20 protein-coding genes are annotated in these 22,155 nt (G+C 69.9%); 1 reads left to right on the top strand and 19 read right to left on the bottom strand.

The window, feature by feature from the left end:
• Positions 1–48: 48 nt before the first annotated feature.
• From AB0333_RS04465 to hisI, 10 genes are all read right to left on the bottom strand, one after another.
• Entirely contained in the window at positions 49–1,539 is a 1,491-nt protein-coding gene (locus tag AB0333_RS04465) for a glutamate synthase subunit beta (RefSeq protein WP_366217514.1), read from the bottom strand.
• Positions 1,532–6,172, bottom strand: coding sequence for a glutamate synthase large subunit (gltB, locus tag AB0333_RS04470; protein ID WP_366217581.1), 4,641 nt, complete (start codon positions 6,170–6,172; stop codon positions 1,532–1,534). The genes AB0333_RS04465 and gltB overlap by 8 nt, the downstream gene beginning before the upstream one ends.
• A gap of 252 nt (positions 6,173–6,424) precedes the next feature.
• Positions 6,425–7,519, bottom strand: coding sequence for a prolipoprotein diacylglyceryl transferase (gene lgt / locus AB0333_RS04475; protein ID WP_366217515.1), 1,095 nt, complete (start codon positions 7,517–7,519; stop codon positions 6,425–6,427).
• Positions 7,519–8,361: a tryptophan synthase subunit alpha gene (trpA, locus tag AB0333_RS04480; protein ID WP_366217516.1), complete on the bottom strand. Its 843-nt coding sequence runs from the start codon at positions 8,359–8,361 to the stop codon at positions 7,519–7,521. Before trpA ends, lgt begins: the two co-directional genes overlap by 1 nt.
• The gene (gene trpB, locus AB0333_RS04485) at positions 8,361–9,671 is read right to left on the bottom strand and encodes a tryptophan synthase subunit beta (RefSeq protein ID WP_366217517.1); all 1,311 of its coding nucleotides are present in this window, start codon (positions 9,669–9,671) and stop codon (positions 8,361–8,363) included. Before trpB ends, trpA begins: the two co-directional genes overlap by 1 nt.
• Before the next feature lie 100 nt (positions 9,672–9,771).
• Entirely contained in the window at positions 9,772–10,593 is an 822-nt protein-coding gene (trpC, locus tag AB0333_RS04490) for an indole-3-glycerol phosphate synthase TrpC (protein ID WP_366217518.1), read from the bottom strand.
• The gene (locus AB0333_RS04495) at positions 10,593–10,865 is read right to left on the bottom strand and encodes an HGxxPAAW family protein (protein WP_366217519.1); all 273 of its coding nucleotides are present in this window, start codon (positions 10,863–10,865) and stop codon (positions 10,593–10,595) included. Before AB0333_RS04495 ends, trpC begins: the two co-directional genes overlap by 1 nt.
• 143 nt (positions 10,866–11,008) lie before the next feature.
• Positions 11,009–11,614, bottom strand: coding sequence for a Trp biosynthesis-associated membrane protein (locus tag AB0333_RS04500; RefSeq protein WP_366217520.1), 606 nt, complete (start codon positions 11,612–11,614; stop codon positions 11,009–11,011).
• The gene (locus AB0333_RS04505; RefSeq protein ID WP_366217521.1) at positions 11,611–13,284 is read right to left on the bottom strand and encodes a chorismate-binding protein; all 1,674 of its coding nucleotides are present in this window, start codon (positions 13,282–13,284) and stop codon (positions 11,611–11,613) included. The genes AB0333_RS04500 and AB0333_RS04505 overlap by 4 nt, the downstream gene beginning before the upstream one ends.
• Positions 13,277–13,711 carry a phosphoribosyl-AMP cyclohydrolase gene (gene hisI / locus AB0333_RS04510; protein ID WP_366217522.1) on the bottom strand — a complete coding sequence of 145 codons (435 nt, stop codon included), beginning with the start codon at positions 13,709–13,711 and terminating at the stop codon, positions 13,277–13,279. The genes AB0333_RS04505 and hisI overlap by 8 nt, the downstream gene beginning before the upstream one ends.
• 39 nt (positions 13,712–13,750) lie before the next feature.
• Between hisI and AB0333_RS04515 the strand changes: the two genes are divergently transcribed.
• Positions 13,751–14,446 (top strand): TIGR03085 family metal-binding protein, encoded by a 696-nt coding sequence (locus AB0333_RS04515; RefSeq protein WP_366217523.1) that lies wholly within the window; start codon positions 13,751–13,753, stop codon positions 14,444–14,446.
• 57 nt (positions 14,447–14,503) lie between these two features.
• Here the strand turns inward: AB0333_RS04515 and AB0333_RS04520 are convergent, their stop codons facing one another.
• The 9 genes from AB0333_RS04520 to pnuC all read right to left on the bottom strand — a co-directional run bounded on the left by AB0333_RS04520 (position 14,504) and on the right by pnuC (position 22,081).
• Entirely contained in the window at positions 14,504–15,373 is an 870-nt protein-coding gene (locus AB0333_RS04520; protein ID WP_366217524.1) for a GNAT family N-acetyltransferase, read from the bottom strand.
• A gap of 25 nt (positions 15,374–15,398) precedes the next feature.
• Positions 15,399–16,169 (bottom strand): imidazole glycerol phosphate synthase subunit HisF, encoded by a 771-nt coding sequence (gene hisF / locus AB0333_RS04525; RefSeq protein WP_366217525.1) that lies wholly within the window; start codon positions 16,167–16,169, stop codon positions 15,399–15,401.
• Positions 16,170–16,194: 25 nt separating this feature from the next.
• Positions 16,195–17,046 (bottom strand): ATP phosphoribosyltransferase, encoded by an 852-nt coding sequence (hisG, locus tag AB0333_RS04530; RefSeq protein ID WP_366217526.1) that lies wholly within the window; start codon positions 17,044–17,046, stop codon positions 16,195–16,197.
• Positions 17,047–17,117: 71 nt separating this feature from the next.
• Complete coding sequence (locus AB0333_RS04535; protein WP_366217527.1) at positions 17,118–17,381, bottom strand: phosphoribosyl-ATP diphosphatase; 264 nt, start codon at positions 17,379–17,381, stop codon at positions 17,118–17,120.
• Between the two features lie 70 nt (positions 17,382–17,451).
• A complete protein-coding gene (gene ribH, locus AB0333_RS04540; RefSeq protein WP_366217528.1) occupies positions 17,452–17,994 on the bottom strand; it encodes a 6,7-dimethyl-8-ribityllumazine synthase in 543 nt (180 codons plus the stop codon).
• A complete protein-coding gene (gene ribB, locus AB0333_RS04545) occupies positions 17,991–19,469 on the bottom strand; it encodes a 3,4-dihydroxy-2-butanone-4-phosphate synthase (protein WP_366217529.1) in 1,479 nt (492 codons plus the stop codon). Before ribB ends, ribH begins: the two co-directional genes overlap by 4 nt.
• Positions 19,466–20,167 carry a riboflavin synthase gene (locus AB0333_RS04550; protein WP_366217530.1) on the bottom strand — a complete coding sequence of 234 codons (702 nt, stop codon included), beginning with the start codon at positions 20,165–20,167 and terminating at the stop codon, positions 19,466–19,468. The genes ribB and AB0333_RS04550 overlap by 4 nt, the downstream gene beginning before the upstream one ends.
• Positions 20,168–20,234: 67 nt before the next feature.
• The gene (ribD, locus tag AB0333_RS04555) at positions 20,235–21,377 is read right to left on the bottom strand and encodes a bifunctional diaminohydroxyphosphoribosylaminopyrimidine deaminase/5-amino-6-(5-phosphoribosylamino)uracil reductase RibD (protein WP_366217531.1); all 1,143 of its coding nucleotides are present in this window, start codon (positions 21,375–21,377) and stop codon (positions 20,235–20,237) included.
• Positions 21,374–22,081: a nicotinamide riboside transporter PnuC gene (pnuC, locus tag AB0333_RS04560; RefSeq protein ID WP_366217532.1), complete on the bottom strand. Its 708-nt coding sequence runs from the start codon at positions 22,079–22,081 to the stop codon at positions 21,374–21,376. The genes ribD and pnuC overlap by 4 nt, the downstream gene beginning before the upstream one ends.
• Between the last annotated feature and the right edge of the window lie 74 nt (positions 22,082–22,155).

Genomic DNA, 22,155 nt, shown 5'->3' on the forward strand with positions numbered 1-22,155 from the left:
GCCTAACGAGCCGAACTGACGTTGAGGTGAACAGCCGTGCAGACGCCCTCACACCGACATGGCACGATCCGTTGGCTCCACCGGGGACGGCAGCCGGGTCCAGGTCTCGAGTGACTCGTCCACGGCCTTCGCGCAGGCCCGCCCCTCGGCGATGGCCCACACCACGAGCGAGGCACCGCGCCCGGCGTCGCCGGCCACGAAGACCCCCGGGGTGTCGGTCTCATAGCGGTGGTCCCGCTTGACCAGTCCGCGTTCGAGTACGACGCCGGCGTGGCCCTCTCCGGAGGTCAGTCCGGCGTCCTCCACCCCGGTGAACCCCAGTGCCAGGAGCACCAGGTCCGCGGGGATCTCCCGTTCGGTGCCGGGCTTGGGCACGCGACGGCCGTCCGGCAGGTACTCGGTCTCGGCCAAGCGCACGGCCCGGACCCGCTCCACGCCGTCGGCGTCCACCTCGCCGAGGAATTCGACCGTGGAGGCCAGGTATTCGCGCGTGCCGCCCTCGGCGTCCGCGGAGGTCACCTCGTAGACCCGCGGCACGGTCGGCCACGGCTGGTCCTCCGGACGTTCCGCGGGCAGTTCCTTGCCGATGGCCAGGGTCGTCACGGACGCGGCCCCATGGCGATGGGCCGTGCCGATGCAGTCGGCGCCGGTGTCGCCGCCGCCGAGGACCACCACGTGCTTGCCGTCGGCCCGGATCTGGGCCGCCGCCTCCGCCTCGTCCAGTTCACCGTTCACGGCGCGATTGGACTGGACCAGGTAGTCCATGGCGAAATGCACTCCGTCCAGCTGCCGGCCCGGCACGGGCAGGTCACGCGGCACGGGCGCTCCGGTGGCCATGATGACGGCGTCGTAGCGCGATCGCAGCTCTGCCCACGTGATATCCGTGCCGATGGCCACGTTGGTACGGAAACGCGTCCCCTCGGCCTCCATCTGCTCGATCCGGCGGTCCAGGATGTCCTTCTCCATCTTGAAGTCCGGGATCCCGTACCGCAGCAGGCCGCCAACCCTCCCGTCACGTTCGTAGACGGCCACGGTGAAGCCGGCCCGCGTCAGCTGCTGGGCGGCGGCCAGCCCGGTGGGACCGGAGCCGACGACGGCCACGGTGTGGCCGTTGAGCCGCTGCGGGACGACGGGGTCCAGCCAGTCGTGGTCGAAGGCGGCGTCCGCGATGGCCACCTCGGTCTGCTTGATCGTCACGGCGGGCTGGTTGATGCCCAGCACGCAGGACGACTCGCAGGGTGCCGGACAGATCCGGCCGGTGACCTCGGGGAAGTTGTTGGTGGCGTGCAGCCGCGCGGCGGCCTCCTCCCACCGGCCCCGGCGGACCAGGTCGTTCCACTCGGGGATGAGGTTCCCGAGGGGGCAGCCCTGGTGACAGAACGGCACGCCGCAGTCCATGCAGCGCCCGGCCTGGGTCCGGATGATGGCCTCGTCCTGGCGGACGTAGACGTCCTTGAAGTCCAGGATGCGCACGGGCACCGGCCGGGACGGCCGATCCTGCCGTTCACGGGTGTTCAGGAATCCACGGGGATCAGCCACGGGTAGCCTCCACAATCCGACCCCAGGCGGCATCGCCGTCCGGGTCTAGTCCTTCGTCGATGACGGCCGCACGGGTCTTCAGCACGGCGTCGTAGGTGGCCGGCAGCACGGTGGTGAACCGCGCCATCACCGCCTCCGGATCTGCCTCCAGGTCAGAGAGCAGATGGGCGGCCACCGGCGAGCCAGTCTCCGCTCGGTGGAGTTCCAACAGGCCGATGATGGCCTCCCGGTCCTCGGCGCGCGGCTCGAGGAGCAGCAGGTCGTGCTGCTCCACCGCCAGGGGGTTCAGCGTGGTCTCGTCCAGGTCCAGCACCCAGGCGGTGCCACCGGACATGCCGGCCCCGAAGTTGCGACCGGTCCGGCCGAGGATGAGTGCGCGTCCCCCGGTCATGTACTCGCAGCCGTGGTCACCGATCCCCTCGACGACGGCGGTGGCCCCGGAGTTGCGGACCAGGAACCGCTCCCCCACCCGTCCGCGCAGGAAGACCTCGCCGGAGGTGGCACCGTAGGCGATGACGTTGCCCGCCACCACGTTGTCCTCGGCCGCGAATCCAGCCGAGGCGTCCGGGCGCACGACGATGCGTCCGCCGGAGAGACCCTTGGCCACGTAGTCGTTGGCATCACCCTGGAGCCGGAGCGTGATCCCGGCCGGCAGGAAGGCGCCCAGGGACTGACCGGCCTCACCCGTGAGGTTCACGGTGATGGTGTCGGCCGGCAGCTCGTCCAGCAACCGCGCCTTCGTGACGTGGTAGCCGAGCATGGTGCCGGCGGCCCGGTCCGTGTTGACGATCCGCTTGCTGACCTCGACGGGGGTGCCCTTCGCGATGGCGGGCTCGGCCAGGGTGATGAGGTCGTTGTCGAAGTGCTGGTCCAGCTCGTGGTTCTGTCCGTGGGTGTTGGACAGCTGACGGGCCTTGGCCGGATCGGCCGGATCGTAGCCGGCCAGGATGCCGCTGAGGTCCAGGTCCTCGGTCTTCCAGTGGTTCCGGGTCGTGTCCCGGTCCAGAACGTCGATGTGGCCGATGGCCTCTTCGATGGACCGGAAGCCGAGCTCGGCCAGGTATTCACGGACCTCCTGGGCGATGAACTCGAAGAAGGTGACCACGAACTCGGGCTGGCCGGTGAACCGGGACCGCAGCTCGGGGTTCTGGGTGGCCACGCCCACCGGGCAGGTGTCCAGGTGGCAGACGCGCATCATGATGCAGCCGGAGACCACCAGGGGCGCGGTGGCGAAGCCGAACTCCTCGGCGCCGAGCAGCGCGGCGATGACCACGTCCCGGCCGGTCTTGAGCTGGCCGTCCACCTGGACCACCACCCGGTCCCGCAGGCCGTTGAGCATCAGGGTCTGCTGGGCCTCGGCGAGGCCCAGCTCCCACGGGGCCCCCGCGTGCTTGAGCGAGTTCAGCGGCGAGGCGCCCGTGCCGCCGTCGTGCCCGGAGATCAGCACGACGTCGGCCTTGGCCTTGGTCACGCCGGCCGCCACGGTGCCCACCCCGGACTCCGAGACGAGCTTGACGTGCACGCGCGCCGCCGGGTTGGACCGCTTCAGGTCGTAGATCAGCTCGGCGAGGTCCTCGATCGAGTAGATGTCATGGTGCGGCGGCGGCGAGACCAGGGAGACGCCGGGTGTGGAGTGCCGGGTGGAGGCCACCCAGGGGTACACCTTGGTGCCCATCAGCTGGCCGCCCTCGCCGGGCTTGGCCCCCTGCGCCATCTTGATCTGCAGGTCGTCCGCGGTGGCCAGGTAGAGACTGGTCACGCCGAAGCGGCCGGAGGCGATCTGCTTGATCGCCGAACGGCGTTCCGGATCCAGCAGGCGCTCCGGGTCCTCGCCGCCCTCACCGGTGTTGGACTTGCCGCCCAGCCGGTTCATGGCGATCGCGAGGGTCTCGTGGGCCTCCCGGGAGATCGAGCCGTAGCTCATGGCCCCCGTGGAGAAGCGCTTGACGATCTCGGAGACGGACTCGACCTCGTCCAGCGGGACGGGCTGACGCACCCCGGTCTTGAGGGTCAGCAGCCCGCGCAGGGTCATCAGGTCCCGGGCCTGCTCGTCCACACGCTGCGTGTAGTCCTTGAAGATGCCGTACTGGCGGGTCCGGGTGGCGTGCTGGAGCCGGAACACGGTCTCCGGGTTGAACAGGTGCGGTGGCCCGTCCCGGCGCCATTGGTACTCGCCGCCGGTCTCCAGCTCCCGGTAGGGATCGATGTCGTTGCCGTCCGGCGGGTAGGCCGCCCAGTGGCGCTGCTCGTTCTCGGCGGCGATGACGCCCAGTCCGACCCCGCCCATAGGGGTGTGCGTGCCGGCGAAGTACCGGTCCACGAGGGGCCGTGACAGTCCGATGGCCTCGAACGTCTGGGCCCCGCAGTAGGAGGCCACGGTGGAGATGCCCATCTTGGACATGATCTTCTGCACGCCCTTGCCGAGCGCCTTGATGAGGTTCGCGACGGCCTCTGCGCGGGTCACGCCGGTGATGGCACCGGTGCGGACCAAATCCTCGGCGGACTCCATGGCCAGGTACGGGTTCACCGCGGAGGCGCCGTAGCCGATCAGCACGGCCACGTGGTGGACCTCGCGCACGTCCCCGGCCTCGACGAGCAGCGAGGCGCGGGTGCGGTTGGCCGAGGACAACAGGTGGTGGTGCACGGCGGAGAGCAGCAGCAGGGACGGGATGGGAGCCCACTGCGCGTTCGAGTCGCGGTCGGAGAGCACGATGTACTGCACACCCCGGTTCACCGCGGCCGAGACCTGCTCGCAGATCTCGGTGAGCCGGTCACTCAGGCCGGCCGAGCCGCCGTCGACCCGGTACAGGCCACGGACCTTCAGGGCGACCTTCCCGCCGGGCTGCTGACCGGCCTCGGACCGCAGGTTGGCGATCTTGGCCAGCTGGTCGTTGTCGATCACCGGGAACTCGAGGTTCACGTGGTTGGTGCGCACCCGGTCGGTGGACAGCAGGTTGCCGTCCGGGCCGATCGAGGTCCGCATGGAGGTGACCAGCTCCTCGCGGATGGAGTCCAGCGGCGGGTTGGTGACCTGCGCGAAGGACTGGGTGAAGTAGTCGAACAGCAGCCGGGGCCGCTTCGAGAGCACCGCGATGGGGGTGTCCGTGCCCATGGCGCCCAGGGGCTCCGCACCCTTCTCCGCCATGGGGCCGATCAGCAGCCGCAACTCCTCGGTGGTGTAGCCGAAGGTGCGCTGGCGGTGCGCCACGGAGGTGGACGAGTAGTTGACGTGCTCGCGCTCGGGCAGGTCGGCCAGGTCGATGAGGTTCTCGCGGACCCACTCACGCCACGGGTTGGCCGAGGCCACCTCTGCCTTGACCTCGTTGTCCTCGATGATGCGACCCTCGGCGGTGTCCACGAGGAACATCCGGCCGGGAGCCACGCGGCCCTTGCGGACGATCCGGGAGGGCTCGAGCGGCAGCACGCCGACCTCGGAGGCCAGCACCACGAGTCCGTCGTCGGTGACCCAGTAGCGGGCCGGGCGCAGGCCGTTGCGGTCCAGCACGGCACCGACCTGGCGGCCGTCGGTGAAGGCCACGGCGGCGGGGCCGTCCCACGGCTCCATCAGCATGGAGTGGTACTCGTAGAACGCCCGGCGGTCCGGGTCCATGGACTCGTGGTTCTCCCACGCCTCCGGGATCATCATCATGACCACGTGGCTCAGGGGCCGGCCGGCGAGCATCAGCAACTCGGCGACCTCGTCGAAGTTCGCGGAGTCCGAGGCGCCCGGAGTACAGATCGGGTACAGCTTCTCCGGTTCCTCGCCGAGCACCGAGGACGACAGCTGGGACTGGCGGGCGCGCATCCAGTTCCGGTTGCCCTTGACCGTGTTGATCTCGCCGTTGTGGGCGATGGCCCGGAACGGCTGGGCCAGCGGCCAGGACGGGAAGGTGTTGGTGGAGAAGCGGGAGTGCACCACGGCCAGGGAGGTGGCGAAGCGCTCGTCCGAGAGGTCGGGATAGAACGGCTCGAGCTGGGCCGTGGACAGCATCCCCTTGTAGACGATCGTCTGCGTGGACAGGGAGGGGAAGTAGACCCCGAACTTGTTCTGGGTGCGCTTGCGGACCCGGAAGACGCGGGCATCCAGCGAGTCGCCGGCCGTGACCCCCACCGAGGGGTCCAGGGCGAGGAATAGCTGGGAGAAGTGGGGCATGACCGCTCGAGCCGAGGCACCGAGCACCTCGGTGTCCACCGGGACGTCGCGCCAGCCCAGGACCACGAGGCCCTCCTCGGCGGCGCGCTCCTGGATGCCGGCCACGCACTCGCGGCGCTCGGCCGCGTCCTGCGGCAGGAACGCCGTGCCGGCGGCATAGTTTCCGGCGTCCGGCAGGTCGAAGTCGACGACCTCGCGGAAGAAGGCGTCCGGGATCTGCAGCAGCAGTCCGGCCCCGTCTCCGGTGCCGTCATCCCCGCCGACGCCGCCGCGGTGTTCGAGATTGCGCAGCGCCACGAGGGCGTGCTGCACGATGTCGTGCCCGGGGGTGCCGCGCAGGGTGGAGATGACCGCCAGGCCGCAGTTGTCGGTCTCCGCGTCGGGCCGGTACAGGCCCTGCTCGGCGGGAATCGCGGAGAACCGGTTGAAGGGGTTCTTCGGGTCCCGGGCCAAGGCGTCCTGGGCCGAGTCGTCCGGCATCGGCCGGACGGCTGGCGCCGGCGTGGCGGACTCCACAGGGTCCCCAGCCTCGGCGGGCTGGCCCTGAGGAGGGCGGACGTACTGGTCGTCGCGGCGCAATGTCATGAGAGTCCTTCCGTTGCGCAGGGGTTCTGCTGCGGTGGAAGGGGACATCATCGGCCCCTACGACGAGAGATGAACACGCGGTTTCGTCCGCTTCACCTCACGTCAATGCAGTGGAGTCGATACTACCGAGGCGCGATGCCGTCCATCTCATTTTTCGGTCGGATCGGCCACTTTTTTTGTTTCGGCTGCGTTAACTTTCGCCCCGTCGACGGCTGGCCCGGCTGGATCTGAGCCTCCGGCGACCGCCGTGGACCCCGTCGCAGACTCTGATTCAGCCTCGGTCGTCGAATCGGACTCGGTCGTCGACTCGGTCGCGCTGGCGGTCTCGGTCGCTGTCTCGGAGTCTTCGACCGGTTCCCGGCCCGCACGCCACACCGATTCGGCCTCGGCCTTCGCCTCGGCGGTCTTCGGCCGGGTCAGGCCCAGGTAGATGAGGAAGCCGATGGCGACCAGCAGCATCAGCAGCGAGGTCCACACGTTCAGGCGCTGGGTGGTGCCGAAGAGCGTGATCATCTCTGCGTCGTCGATCCGGAGCATCTCGATCCAGGTGCGGCCGGCCGTGTACCAGGCGACGTAGGACCAGAGCATCATGCCGCGGCGCAGGCGCAGCTTGCGGTCGATCAGCAACAGCAGGGCCACGCCCAGCAGGTTCCACAGCATCTCGTAGGCGAACGTGGGGTGGAAGAGGGTCCCCTCGAGGGCCCCGGCGGGGAAGTTCGGGTGGTCGGCGGACACCTGCAGGCCCCACGGCGCCGTGGTGGGGCCGCCGAAGAGTTCCTGGTTGAAGTAATTGCCGAGCCGGCCGATGGCCTGGGCGAGCAGCACGCCCGGCGCCACCACGTCGGCATAGGCCGAGATCTTGAAACCGTAGCGGCGGCAGGCGATCCAGGCGCCCACGGCGCCCAGGGCGACGGCCCCCCAGATCCCGAGGCCGCCCTCCCAGACCCGCCAGATCTTGGTCAGGTCACCCGTGCCGTCGAAGTTCGGACCGAAATAGGCATCCGGGGACGAGACCACGTGGTAGAGCCGGGCGCCGACCAGGCCGAAGATGATGGCCCAGATGGAGACGTCGATGATGTTGCCCTCGGGTCCGCCACGGGCCTTCCAACGCCGCGAGGCCAGCCAGAGACCCGCGATCATTCCGGCCACGATGCACAGCGCATAGGCGTGGATCGTGAGGGGCCCGAGGTCGAAGCCGTCCCAGATCGGTGCGGGGATGGCAGCTGTGATCAGCGCGTTCATCAGGCGTCTCCTCGGGAGTTCTTCACGGCGCCTGTGGCCAGCTCGGCCGCCAGGGTCCCGACGGCGGCCGGGCCACCATCCCGCAGGGCCGCCACCAGGGCGGTGCCCACGATCGCACCATCGGCATACGCGCCGATCTCACGGATGTGCTCGGGCTTCGAGATGCCCAGGCCGACCGCGACCCGGGGTGCCCCGGCGGTGTGCGCCCGGGCGACGACGTTCTCGGCGGCCGTGGAGACCTCGGACCGGGCTCCGGTGACACCCATGACGGAGACGGCGTAGACGAAGCCCCGCGAGCACTCGGTGATCAGCTTCACGCGCTCGTCCGTGGAACTCGGCGCGGTCAGGAAGATCCGGTCCAGTCCGTAGCGGTCGGAGGCCTCGAACCAGGCGTCCGCCTCCTCCGGCACCAGGTCTGGGGTCACGATGCCCGCTCCCCCGGCCTCTGCCAGTCGGCGGGCGAAGGTCTCCACGCCCATCCGATCCACGATGTTCCAGTAGGTCATGACCACCACCGCGGCGTCCGTCCGCTGCGTGACGGCACGGATGATGTCGAAGACCGCATCGACCCGGAAGCCATCGGCCAGCACCTGGCTCGTGGCGGCCTGGATGACCGGCCCGTCCATCACCGGATCCGAGTACGGGATGCCGATCTCGATGACGTCGGCCCCGTTGTTGCCCAAGGCGACGGCGGCCTCGATCGAGTCCTTGACGGTCGGGAAGCCGGCCGGGAGGTAGCCGATGAAGGCGGTGCGGCCGGCGTCGCGCGCGGCCTCGATGCTCTCGGTGGTCAGCGATCGGATCTGCTGTCCGGTGTTCTGTTCAGCGTGCTGCTCGGTCATCAGTTCTGCGCTCCTTCGGGGCGTGCGGCCACGGCTTCCGCGTCGCCGCCCTCGGGGGTCTCGGTGTCCGGCAGCATGCCGAAGTACTTCGCCGCCGTGGCCACGTCCTTGTCACCGCGTCCGGAGAGGCTGATGACGATGATCTTCTCCTCACCGGCCGCGGCGTCGGCACTGACGATGCCCTCGTCCGCCCAGCGCCGCGCCAGGCGCAGGGCACCTGCCAGGGCATGGGCGGACTCGATGGCCGGTACGATGCCCTCGGTGCGGCACAGCCGCTGGAAGGCATCCATGCACTCGGCGTCGTCCACGGGCTCGTAGGTGGCCCGCCCGGTGTCATTGAGCCAGGCGTGCTCGGGGCCGACGGCCGGGTAATCGAGGCCGGCCGAGATCGAGTGCGAATCGATGGTCTGGCCGTCCTCGTCCTGCATCAGGTAGGTCCGGGCTCCGTGGAGCACACCGGTGCGGCCGAGATTGATCGACGCGGCGTGCTCCCCCGTGCTGATGCCCTTGCCGCCGGCCTCCAGGCCGTAGAGCTCCACACCCGAGTCGTCCAGGAAGGCGTGGAAGATGCCCATGGCGTTCGAGCCGCCGCCGACGCAGGCGCAGATGGCGTCCGGCAGCCGACCGGCCTGTGCGAGGATCTGCTCGCGGGCCTCGTCACCGATGACCGAGTGGAAGTAGCGGACCATGGCCGGGAACGGGGCCGGCCCGGTGACGGTACCCAGCAGGTAGTGGGTGGTGTCCACGGAGGCGACCCAGTCGCGCAGGGCCTCGTTGATGGCGTCCTTGAGCGTGCGGGCGCCGGTGGTCACGGGGATCACCGTGGCACCGAGCATCTCCATCCGGGCGACGTTGAGTGCCTGGCGCTGGGTGTCCACCTCCCCCATGTAGACGGTGCATTCCAGGCCGAACAGGGCCGCGGCCGTGGCGGTGGCCACGCCGTGCTGACCGGCCCCGGTCTCAGCGATGAGTCGGGTCTTGCCCATCCGGCGGGCCAGCAGGGCCTGGCCGATCACGTTGTTGATCTTGTGGGACCCGGTGTGATTGAGGTCCTCCCGCTTGAGGAAGATCCGGACGCCCGGGGAATCCTGGGCGAAGCGCGGCACCTCCGTCAGCAGGGAGGGCCGGTTCACGTAATTCGTGAACAGGTCCTGCAGTTCCGCCGTGAACTCCGGGTCGTTCCGGGCCTCGGTGAAGGTCCGATCCACTTCCTCGAGTGCGGCGATCAGGGATTCGGGCATCCAGCGCCCGCCGTACGGGCCGAAGTAGGGCCCTGGCTGGTGCTGGTAGCTCCCGGTGTGCTCAATCATCGTACGTTCCAGTCTGTGTTCGGGGACTTCAGGAGATTCGGGGTACGTCGGGGTCCGTCACGAGAGCGGCGCTGGCGTGCGCCACCGGGCTGGGACCGGATCAGCCGCGCACCGCCAGCGAGGCGGCGCGGAAGTCGCGGATGGCCCGCGTCGGGTCGCCGTGCTTCACGAGGGCCTCTCCGACCAGGACGGCGTCGGCTCCCTCACGGGCGTAATCGGCCACCTGCTCCGGACCCTGGACCCCGGATTCGGCGATCCTCACCACATCCTCGGGCAGGTGCGGGGCCAGGGTGGCGTAGTTCCTTGGGTCCACGTCCAGCGTCTTGAGGTTGCGGACGTTGACTCCGACGATCCGGGCGCCCACGGCCATGGCACGCTCGATCTCCTCGACCGTGTGCGCCTCGACCAGGGCGTTCATCCCGAGTTCGTGGGTGACGGCGAGGTACTCCGTCAGCTGGGCGTCGTCCAGGGCGGCCACGATGAGCAGGACCAGGTCGGCCCCGTGGGCCCGGGCCTCGTGGATCATGTACTCGTCCACCGTGAAGTCCTTGCGCAGCACCGGGATGTCCACCGCCGCCCGGACGGCATCCAGATCGGCGAGGGAGCCGCCGAAGCGGTGCTGTTCCGTCAACACGGAGATGGCGGCGGCTCCACCGGCCTCATAGCTCCGGGCCAGGTCCGCCGGGGAGGCGATGTCCGCCAGGGCACCCTTGGAGGGGCTGGACCGCTTGACCTCGGAGAGGATGCGGATGCCCTGCGGGTCGGTACGTCCCCCGCCGAGGGCGGCGTAGGCGTCCCGGGCCGGTGACCGGTCCGTGGCCTCGGCCGCCAGGGACCGGATGGCGTCCAGGGAGACCGCACGGCGGCGTTCGGCGAGGTCGGCGCGGACCCCGACGATGATCTCGTCGAGAACGGTGGCCATCAGTGCCGAGCGGGCTCGGCGTGACCCTTGGTGCCCTTGCCGGCCTTGCTCATGATGAACCCGGCGACGAGTCCGGCCACCGCGACGACGGCACCGGCGATGACCAGGACGAACAGGTCGGCCAGCATGCCGACGCCGGCCAGCAGGGTTCCGGCGAGGATCAGCAGCACCAGCGTCCACGCGGCCGGCGAGTTGCCGTGGCCGAGCGGCTCGGCGTGGGTCGGGTCGTTCAGGACGAGATCGTCGTCAGTGGTGCGGTGCGAGGTGGTCATGGACCGTCCCTTTCGTTCCAGGTATATCCAGGTCTATCCAGGCCAGCACTGCCCGCGTTCCAGGAATGCGGCAGCTGATCAGGTCTGTGCTTCATTCTGCCACGGAAGTCAGTGCCGGACCCGCAGGTCTCGCCCCGTCTCGATCAGGTGGGATCCTGGCCGCGGCTGAGCTCGTCCCAGGCGTCGATCTCGTCGAGATCTTCCCCGTCCGCCGGCGTGGACTCCGCGGCGGACGCGGTGCCGGTCGCTCCGGTGGCTGTTCCGGCGGCCGGTGCGGCCTCATAGCGGCGGCTGGTGGTCCACCGTCGGCCGGAGAGGAGCACCGCGAGACCGCAGAGGAACAGCAGGATGCCGCCGACGAGGGTCAGCCACGGCCACACGGTGACGGCGTAGGAACCCGCGTCGGCGGTGGTGCCGCTGGCCTCGGAGACCTGGGGATGGGCTGCGGCCGCAGGATCGAGAGCCGCCTGGACGGAGGACCAGGCGGTTGCCGCCCCCGCGAGGAGCAGGAGCAGCGCCGTGATCCACCGGCCGATCCGGCGGGCCATGGACAGGGCGATGCCGGCGGCCATCCCGACGAGGGCCATGGCGGGCACGACGGCGGCCGCCTGGTTCCCGGTGGTCGTCACCGAGTCTCCCGGCAGCCCGGAGATCTGGGTCGACTCGATCCAGGTCTGGGCCCCGGTGCCGAGGATGATGGCCCCGGCGGCGATGGCCCACAGGACAGCGGTGCGCCTCTTCAGCATCATGGCGTCACCTCCGGGTCCAGCGTGGTCAGTAGTCCCGCTGCGAGGACGGCCCGCATCGGGGCGCTCGATTTGGTCACCGTCTCTGCGGCCTCCGTCTCCGGATCGGAATCGGCCACGATCCCGGCGCCGGCCTGCACGTAGGCCGTCCCGTCCACGAGGGTCGCCGCGCGGATGTTGATGGCCATGTCCATGTTGCCGGCCAGGTCGAAGTAGCCCACCACGCCCCCGTAGGGGCCCCGCTCCTGGGGTTCCCACTCATCCAGCAGCTGGAGGGCCCGCGGCTTCGGCGCTCCGGACAGGGTGCCGGCGGGGAAGGCGGCGGCCAGGACGTCCAGGGCCTTCTGCCCTGGCTCCAGCCGGCCCTCCACGTGGGAGACCAGATGCATGATGTGGCTGAACCGCTCCACCTCCATGAACTGGGTGACGGACACGCTGCCGGGCACGCAGACCTTGGACAGGTCGTTCCGGGAGAGGTCCACGAGCATCAGGTGCTCCGCCCGTTCCTTCTGATCATTGACCAGCAGCTTCTCGTGCAGGTGGTCGTCCTCCACGGTGGCTCCGCGGGGCTGTGATCCGGCGATGGGGTGGGTGATCACCGAGCCGTCGTTGACGGTGACCAGCGCCTCCGGCGAGGAGCCGATGATCTGGTACCGGCCGCCGTCGGGCCCGGGCTTCTCGAACGAGAACAGGTACATGTACGGGCTGGGGTTCATGGCGCGCAGGACGCGGTAGATGTCCAGGCCACTGGCCGTGGTCGGTGCGGAGAAGCGGCGCGAGACGACGATCTGAAAGACCTCACCGTCCACGATGGCCTGCTGGGCGCGGGCGACGGCGTCCAGGAAGCCCTCGTGAGTCCACGAGTCGTGGACGTGGGCCGAGACGCCAAGGTCCAGCCAGTCCCGCGGGGCGACGGACACCGGGTCACCGCTGCCCGGAGCACCTTGGGCGGGGACGCCCTCGGCTGGAACGTCCCCCGCAGAGGCCGGGGTGGCGGGCCGGGCAGGACCGATGAGCCGGGCCGCCATCGAACGCAGTCGTTCCTCGGCGTCCGCCCACGCTTCCGGGGCGCCGGAGGCCAGGCCGTTGTGGTTGATGGCGTTGGCCACGAGGGTCACGGTGCCGTCCACGGTGTCATGCACGGCGAGGTCCGTGATGAGGTTCATGGCCATCTCCGGCAGCCCGAGGTCGTCGGGCGGCGGGCTTGGCAGCTGTTCCCAGCGGCGCACCGTGGGCCAGCCGAGGAAACCAGCCATCCCGGAGAGCAGGTTGGGCAGGTCCTGACCCAGTCCCTGGCGTACGTCAGTGGACAGCAGGTCCAGGGTCGCCCGGAGCACCTCGATCGGGTCGCCCTCGGTGGGCAGTCCTGCCGGGGGCTCCCCCAGCCAGTGGGCCACGGCGCCCTCTTCTTCTCCCTCTCCCTCTCCCTCTCGTCGCGTGGTCAGCGTTGCCGCGCTGCCCGCCCCGATGAAGGAGTAGCGGGACCAGACGCCGCCCTGGGCGGCTGACTCCATCAGGAAGGTGCCGGGCTCGTCCGCGGCCAGGCGGCGGTAGATGCCGACCGGAGTCAGTCCGTCCGCCAGCACCGTCAGGGTCACCGGGATGACCCGGTGGTGACCGGCGAGGTTCTCGAAGTCCTCCGCGGAGGGAGTGATGGTACCGAGCTCACGCATCTTTGGCGGTCTCCTTCGCTGTGGGTGTCGGGGAGTCATCGGTACGCTCAAGCCGGTCAGGACCGGAGAGCGGCAGCTGCCGTCCGTCGAAACACGTACGGGTGCCCGTGTGGCAGGCGGCGCCGGTCTGAGCGACCTGCACGAGCAGCGCGTCGCCGTCGCAGTCCAGGGCCACGGCCCGGACCTCCTGGACGTGGCCGGAGGTGTCCCCCTTGCGCCAGTACTCCTGCCGGGACCGTGAATAGTAGGTGGCCCGGCCGGAGGCCAGGGTGCGCCGCAGGGCCTCCTCATCCATCCAACCCAGCATCAGCACCTCACCGGTGTCGTGCTGCTGGGCGATGGCGGCGACGAGGCCGTCGGGCGTCTTCTTGAGCCGTTGGGCGATCGCCGGGTCGAGTGCCACATCGGCGGAGGCGGTGTTGTCCATGGTGATCCAGTCTAGGCTCCGTGTAGCGTTGTCCCTGTTATGGGTAACCACGCCGACCGGGCCACCGGCCAGACACCTGGACGCGACTTCACCGCGGCCTCTCGAGATGCACTCGTCGAGTCACTCCTGGCCGCCGGCCCCGGCCGGCCCACCCTGTGCGAGGGATGGCAGACGGAGCACCTCGCGGCCCATATCGTCCTGCGGGAGCGTTCACCGCTCGTGGCCGGTCTGGTCCTACGTCCCCTGGCCCGCACCCTGGAGCGGAAGACCATGGAACTCGGTGCCGCCTCGTCCTCGCCGCACGCCTACCAACAGCTCGTGGACCGGGTGGCCTCGGGGCCGCAGCCACCGGCACGACTGCGCCAGAACCCGCGGGCCTCGAGACTCGCCCAGACCATCCAGGCGTCCACGGCAGCCCGACGGGCCGCTCAGGCCACGAACCTGCTCGAGTTCTTCGTCCACACCGAGGATGTGCGGCGTGCCCAGGACCGCTGGGCCCCGCGCCACCTCGCCGATGACTACGCCAATGCCCTGTTCACCGAGTTCGGCCGCCGGGCACGGATGATGTACCGCACCGAGCCGACCGGCGTTGTCCTGGCCCGCAGTACGGGCCAGCGCGTGGTGGCCCGCCCCGCCGGCAAGGACGAGGAGACTCGCACCGTCTCCGGCCCGGCCGGGGAGCTCGTGCTGCATGCGTTCGGCCGCCGTGACCACGCCCTGGTGCTGCTGGACTGAGGCGGGTGAACTGAGGCGGGCGGACGGAGTCGGGTGAACTGAGGCGGAGGGAACGCGTCAGTGGGCGCGGGTGAGGTACCGGTATCGCGCCACCGTCGAGAAGCCGGCCGCCTGGTAGACGGCTCGCGCCCGGGTGGACCGCTCCTCCACCTGCAGCCAGCACCCTGAGACGTCCAGCCGGACGAGGTGGTTGAAGATGGCGTCCAGCAGGAGGGCCGAGAGTCCACGCCCGCGCCGGTCCTCACGGACCCACAGCGCATAGATTCCCGCACAGGTGGTCGAGGAGCCCTCTGGGGTCACCAGCGAGACCTTCGCTCCGCCTGCGATGTTCCCGTCCTCGTCCAGGCAGCTGTAGAACCGGCTGCGACCTCCCCCGAGCAGGCGGCGGTGGACCATCCTGCTGGCGGAGTCGTCCCCGGACGGTCCACTGCCCGCGTCCCGGCTCACATAGGCCTCCAGCCACTCGTCGCTGAGGGTCTCGTTGACGAGGATGCGCCGGTCCCACTCGGCGTCCGCCGGGAGGTCCTCCCGGTCCATCCACAGCACGTCGGTCGGGGCGACGGCCTCGTAGCCGCGGCGCTCCAAGAGGTCGCCCAGGCGCTGCTGGCCCTCGAAGAACGCTTCGGACTCCAGGTGTGCCGTGGCAGTGAGGCCCGCGGCAGAGCCTTGGGCAGAGCCTTCCGAATAGCCTTCCAGCCAGGATCCCGACGCCGGCAGCCACAGCTGGAAGGTCGGAGCCAGCCAGCGCTCGGCGCTTCGCCGCTCGACCACGTCCACGGCGGCCTCGATCTGCGCCACGGACGTCGGCATCGTCGCAGACACCACGGAGTTGGCGCGCCGTGTGATGCCGGACGAGAAACGCACGGACCAGCCGTCGACCTCCTGGGACTCGATGGCCGGCCAGCCCAGGAGGGTCAGGCGCTGCAACTCGACCGGGGAGGGAACGGGGGCGTCAGCGGACGGGATAGCCGGCCTCCCTGATGGCGGCCTTGACCCGGGAGATCATGTCCACGGGTCCGAAGTGGAAGATCGAGGCGGCCAGCACGGCGTCCGCCCCGGCCTCGATGGCCGGCGGGAAGTGCTCCGGTGCGCCGGCGCCCCCCGAGGCGATGAGGGGCACGGTGGTGACGGCGCGCACGGCGCGGATCATGTCCAGATCGAAGCCCTCCTTGGTGCCGTCGGCGTCGATGGAGTTCAGCAGGATCTCCCCCACTCCGCGCTCTGAAGCCTCCCGGCACCATTCGACGGCGTCGATCCCGGTACCCTGGCGACCGCCGTGGGTGGTGACCTCGTAGCCGGATCCCACCGACGGGTCGTCCGTACGGCGGGCGTCGAGGGACAGCGTGAGGACCTGTGATCCGAAGCGCTGGGTGATCTCGTTGATGACCTCCGGCCGGGCCACGGCCGCGGTGTTGATCGACGCCTTGTCCGCGCCGGACCTCAGCAGCCGGGCCACGTCGTCGACGCTGCGCACGCCCCCGCCGACGGTCAACGGGATGAAGACCTCCTCGGCGGTCTGGGAAACCACCTCGTAGGTCGTCGCCCGGTCGGCGGTGGAGGCGGTGACATCCAGGAAGGTCAGCTCGTCGGCGCCGGCCTCGTTGTAGCGTCGGGCCAGTTCGACCGGGTCGCCGGCGTCCCGGAGGGCCGCGAAATTGACACCCTTGACGACCCGACCGGCATCGACATCCAGGCAGGGGATCACGCGTACGGCGACGGACATGGGCACTTCCTCGGGTGATTCTGGATCAGATACGGATGGCGTGGATGGCGGAGACCAGGATGGCGCGGGCGCCCAGGTCATAGAGTTCATCCATCACCTTGTTGGTATCCCCCTTCTTGACCATGGAACGCACCGCGACCCAGTTCTCGTCCTGCAACGGGGAGATGGTCGGCGATTCCAGGCCGGGGGTCACGGCGGAGGCGCGGTCCAGGTTCGCCCGGCTCACGTCATAGTCGATCATGACGTAGCGGCGGGCCACCAGGACACCCTGCAGGCGCCGCAACAGGACGTCGAGGCCTTCGGGGCGGCGCCCGGTCTGACCGATGATGATGGCCTCGGAGTGCATGATCGGTTCCCCGAAGGTCTCCATGCCGGCGGCCTTGAGCGTGCTGCCGGTCTCCACCACGTCCGCGATGGCGTCCGCGACGCCCAGGTTGACCGAGGACTCCACGGCCCCGTCGAGGTGCACGATCATCTCCGGCTTCACGGACTGGGTGGCGAGGTAGTCCTCGAGCAGCCCGTCATAGCTGGTGGCGATGCGCTTTCCCGCGAGGTCCGCCTGTGAGGAGAACCGGCCGATCGGGGCGGCGAAGCGGAAGGTCGATTTGCCGAAGCCCAGGGCCATGATCTCTTCCGCGGACCCGCCGACCTGGGCATCCTGGAAGAGGTCCCGTCCGGTCAGACCGATGTCCAGGGTGCCCTGTCCCACGTAAACCGCGATGTCCCGGGGCCGCAGGTAGAAGAACTCCACCTGGTTCTCCGGGTCCATCATGACCAGTTCCTTGGTGTCCCTCCGCTGGAGGTATCCGGCTTCCTGGAGCATGTCTCGGGCGGCCTCGGACAGGGCGCCCTTGTTGGGAACGGCGATGCGCAGCATGGGTGCTGGTTCTCCTGGTGTGGTGGGTGGTGCGGCGGATGGTGAGGTGGTCGGCGCGCGGCCGGGACTCCTCAGAGGTGGCGGTAGACGTCCTCAAGGGTCAGGCCCTTGGCGATCATCATGACCTGCAGGTGGTAGAGCAGTTGGGAGATCTCCTCGGCCGCCTCGTCCTTCGACTCGTATTCGGCGGCCATCCACACCTCGGCGGCCTCCTCCACGACCTTCTTGCCGATCCCATGGACCCCGGAGTCGAGTTCGGTCACGGTCCCGGAGCCTTCCGGCCGGGTCTCGGCCTTCCGGCTCAGCTCGGCAAAGAGATCATCGAAGGTTTTCACCCTCCCAGCGTAGCCACCGCCGGGCAGTGCCTCTGACCGTGCCCGTCCAATGTGACGCAGAAGCCACCGCTCAGCGCAGCGCCAGTTCCGTCAGAATGGCCGCCTGGAACGCCTCATACCCCTTGTCCTCACTGGACCCCTCGAGCCCGGCCCGGTCCAGGGCCTGCTCCTCGGTATCACAGGTCAGCACCCCGAAGCCGATGGGGGTCCCGGTGCGCACGGAAACGTCCACCAGACCCTGGGTCGCCCCGGAGCAGACGTAGTCGAAGTGTGGTGTTCCACCCCGGATCACGACGCCGAGGGCCACCAGCGCGTCGAAACGGGGGGCCAGCCGGGCCGCCGCCACGGGCAGTTCGAAGGTCCCGGGGACGCGGAACTCCACGACCTCGATCCCGGCCCCAGCCACCGGCTGCGCTGCCGCCACCACGTCTGCGGCCGCTCGACGGGCGCCGGCCAGCAGTCCCTCCATGACCTGCTCATGCCACTGGGCCGCCACCACGGCGACGCGCAGGGGGCCCTTCGCGTCCGCGGCGCCGGCCGCCGTCGTGAAATTCCCCGCGAGTTTCTCGCCGAGTGTTGCGTTCAGCCCCTGGGGTGCTCCGTGACCGCTCATGCTGTGCCTCCTGTAGAAGTAGAAGTAGAAGTAGGTGTGGTTGCGGGTGATGTTGCTGCCGGTGATGTGGCCGGTGCCCCACCCCTGGTGCTCGCCTGCTGCGGCACGAGGTCGCCGGAGAGCCGGTGCGCCATGCGGTCCCGCTTGGTGGTCAGGTAGCCGCGGTTGTGCTCGGTGACGGGCGCTGGGCTGGGGATGATCTCCGCCACCTCGATCCCCTCCCGTTCCAGTTGCTCCGACTTGTCCGGGTTGTTGGTCACCAGCCGGATGCGGTCCAGTCCGAGCCGGCGCAGGATCGCGGCGGCGGACCGGTAGCTGCGGGCGTCCGCGGGCAGGCCGAGATGCTCGTTCGCGGCGACGGTGTCGAGTCCGGAGTCCTGCAGTGCATAGGCCAGGATCTTGTTGGCCAGGCCAATGCCCCGCCCTTCATGGCCGCGGAGGTAGATCACGGTGCCACCCTCCGCCATGGCCTGCCGCAGGGCATGGTCGAGCTGGGCGCCGCAGTCGCAGCGTTCCGAACCGAAGACGTCCCCCGTCAGGCACTCGGAATGCAACCGGACGAGCGGACCCTCGACGCCCGGCGCGGTGGTGCCGGCGCCCGGTGCCTGGAGCACCACATGCTCAGCGCCGGTCTCCTGATCGGGGTGGACCGACACCTGGAACGTGCCGTAGCGGGTGGGCAGGTTCACCGTCGGAGTGCTGGTGTCAGGTTCGTCCACTGGTTCGCCATCGTCCTGCAGGCTGGACCGGTGACTGGATTCACCGCTGTGCTGGACACCCTGCCCTCCACGGGGCTCGTCACCGTCGGCGGTCAGATACGCCACGAGGTCCTCGATCGAGACCAGCGGCAACCGGTGCCGATCGGCGAAGCGGCGCAGGGCGGGCAGGCGCATCATGGAGCCGTCGTCGTTGACGAGTTCTGCGATGGCCCCCACCGGGGCCCGCCCGGCGAGCCGGCTCAGTTCCACGGCTGCCTCGGTGTGTCCACGCCGCTCGGCCACCCCACCGGCGGCCGCCACCAGCGGGAAGACATGCCCGGGTCGGCTGACCAGATCGGCGGTGGCCGACGGGTCGGCCAGCACCTTGAGCGTGGTCGCGCGGTCTGCGGCGGAGATGCCCGTGGTGGTGCCGGCGATCGCATCACAGGACACGGTGTATGCGGTGCCCTTCGGGTCCTCGTTGCGCGCGGTCATGGGCGGCAGGTCCAGGCGCCCGGCGACGTCGGCCGGCATCGGCGCGCACAGCACGCCCGAGGTGTAGCGCACGGTCAGGGCCACGATCTCCGGGGTGGCGGCGTCCGCGGCGAAGACGATGTCACCCTCATTCTCGCGGTCTGCGTCATCCACCACGACGACGGCCCGGCCGGCGGCGATGGCCGCGACCGCCGTCTCGATCGGGTCCAGGCGGATCGGCTGTTCGTGATTCGCCGCTGCCTGGTTCACCGGTGCCTGGTTCGCCGGTGTTGAGGGCTTCATCTCGTCACCTCCTGCGCTGCGGTGGCACCGGCACTGGCACTGGCACGGTCATGATCCGTCAGCCGGGCGGCGTACTTGGCCACGACATCGACCTCGAGATTGACCCGATCCCCCAGGCTGCGGGTGCCGAGGGTGGTCTCCGCCAGGGTGGCGGGGATGAGACCGATCTCGAACCAGTCGTGGGCGGCTCCGGCCGGGGCCCCGGCCGGGGCCTCCGACTCCGGAAGCCGGCTCACGTCGTTGACGGCCGTGACGGTCAGGGAGACACCGTCAACGGCAATGGACCCCTTCTCGGCGACCAGGCGGCCCAGCCCGGGCGGCAAGGAGATGCGGACCTGGCGCCACGAGCCGTGGACCTCGATCTTGGCGATGGTCCCGGTGCCATCGACATGGCCCTGGACGATATGGCCGTCGAAGCGGCCCGAGGCGGGCATGCAGCGTTCCAGGTTGACTCGGTCCCCCGCTTGCAGATCGCCGATGGCGGTCCGGCGCAACGTCTCACCGATGACATCGACGACGACCGAGCCGGTGGAGTTCTCCGTGGCGGTGAGGCAGGTGCCGTTGACGGCGAGGGATCCCCCCAGGGGAAGATCGACGCTCGAGGCCGGGGCGTGGATGGTGAGCCGCGCCGAGTCCTGGTCGGGGCGGTGTTCGAGCTCGGTGATGGTGCCGAGCTCGGTGATGATTCCGGTAAACATGGGGTTCCCTCCGGGAAGTCCGTGATGGGTCAAGGGGTCGGTGCAGCGCGCGGCTCTGGCTCTGGCTCTAGGTCGCCGCATAGTGGAGCAGGAGGTCGTCTCCGAGACGGCTGAGGGCGCCGTTCTCAGCAGGGTCCAGCGTCAGGCGCAGGGCGTGGGACAGGGTGGTGTGCTGGGGCAGATCCAGTCCGGCCGGGCCGGAGCCGAGGACCAGGGGTGCCTGGTAGAGGAACAGTTCATCGACGAGGCCGGCCCCCATCCAGGCCGACAGTACGGTGGGGCCGCCCTCGATCAGGACATGGCCCGGGCCGGAGCTGCCGTGGGGCCACGATCGGGGCCGGGAGGTGGCGTCGGCGTGGTCTCCGGCACTCAGCCGATCCAGGACCGTCTGAGGGTCATGGCTCGCGACGTGGATCCAGGGGCCGCCACCCCGCAGGGCCGCCCCGGCGGGAACGGCCCGGCGGCCCTGCACCACCGGGACCGGTTGGAGGGGCAAGTCACGGCCGTCTTCATCCCGGGCCGTCAGCCGCGGGTCGTCCGCCAGCACGGTCCCGGTCCCGGCGATAATCGCGTCCACCCGGGAACGCACCCGGTGGGCATGCCGCCGGGATTCGGGTCCGGTGATCCACTGGCTGGTGCCGTCGGCGGCGGCCACGCGACCGTCCAGGGACTGGGCGAGGTGTGCCGTGACGAAGGGACGTCCGGCGTCACGTGCCAGCATCCAGCGGCGATTGAGGTCGTCGGCACCGGCACGGCGCACCTGCTCCGGGTGGACCTGGTCCACCTCGAGACCGGCGCTGCGTAGCCGGGCTGCGCCGCCGCCGTCGGGCCCGGTGGGGTCCGCCACCGCGTACCGCACCCGGCGGATCCCGGAGGCGAGGATGGCTTCGGTGCAGGGGCCGGTGCTGCCGGTGTGGTCGCAGGGCTCCAGGGTGATCCAGAGGGTGGCGTCCGCGGGGTCGATCCTCGGGTTCGAGGTGGACTCGGGGAAACGGTCGAATCCGGCCAGGGCGTCGACCTCGGCATGGGCGGTGCCCCGGCCCCGGTGATACCCGGAGGCGAGCACCCTGCCGTCGGGGGCGGTGATGATCGCCCCCACGAGTGGATTGGCGCCCCGGACCCCCCGGAGGGCCTCCGCCACAGCCAGGGCCAACGCCTCCTCGGCACCAGCGGCCTGGCTGCCGGTGACCATGTGGCCGGATGCCGTCATGGGACACGCACCGTCGGGTCCGGCATGACCGTCTCGACTTCGGGCTTCTCATTCGCCTTCGCCCGGACCCAGACGAAGAAGCCGACGAGGGTGAAGGCCCCGTAGAACATGTACATGAACGCGCTCGCGTAGTAACCGGCGCTGAAGAGCAGCGGCACCCCGACAACGTCGACCGCCACCCACACCAGCCAGAACTCGACCCAGCCGCGGGCCATGCCGTAGGTGGCGATGAGCGAGCCGACGAACGTCCACGCATCCGCCCAGACCGGTTCGTAGGACCCCAGCGCCGTGAACAGCGGCGTGAGGGCGAGAGTGCCGATCACCATGGTCACCACGATCCCGATGCGGGCCTTCAGCCCGGCCCACTGCGGGGCGATCGCCGTATCGTCCCCGGCGCGTTCGGCCTTGGCGCGGCGCCACTGCACCCAGCCGTAGACCGAGACGGTGATGAACATGATCTGGCGACCGGCCTGTCCCAGCAGGTTCGCGGCGTCAGCCCCGCCGAACAGGCTGGACAGGAACACCGTGAGCAGGATGACGTTGCCGATGATGCCGATGGGCCAGGCCCAGACCTTGCGGCGCATGCCGCCCAGGGCCGAGGCCAGACCGAAGATGTTGCCGACCACTTCTCGCATCAACAGGCCGCCGCCGGCGACCGGGATGTACCAATTGAAGAGTTCGACGAGCCACCGCATGAAATCCATGAATCCTCCTTCGGAACGCGGCGGCTCCGGGGGATCATGCTGCGGATTCGCCCCTCCCACGGGGTGGTCCCGGG

The sequence above is a fragment of the Citricoccus sp. NPDC079358 genome (assembly GCF_040702545.1).
Taxonomy (GTDB): Bacteria; Actinomycetota; Actinomycetes; order Actinomycetales; family Micrococcaceae; genus Citricoccus.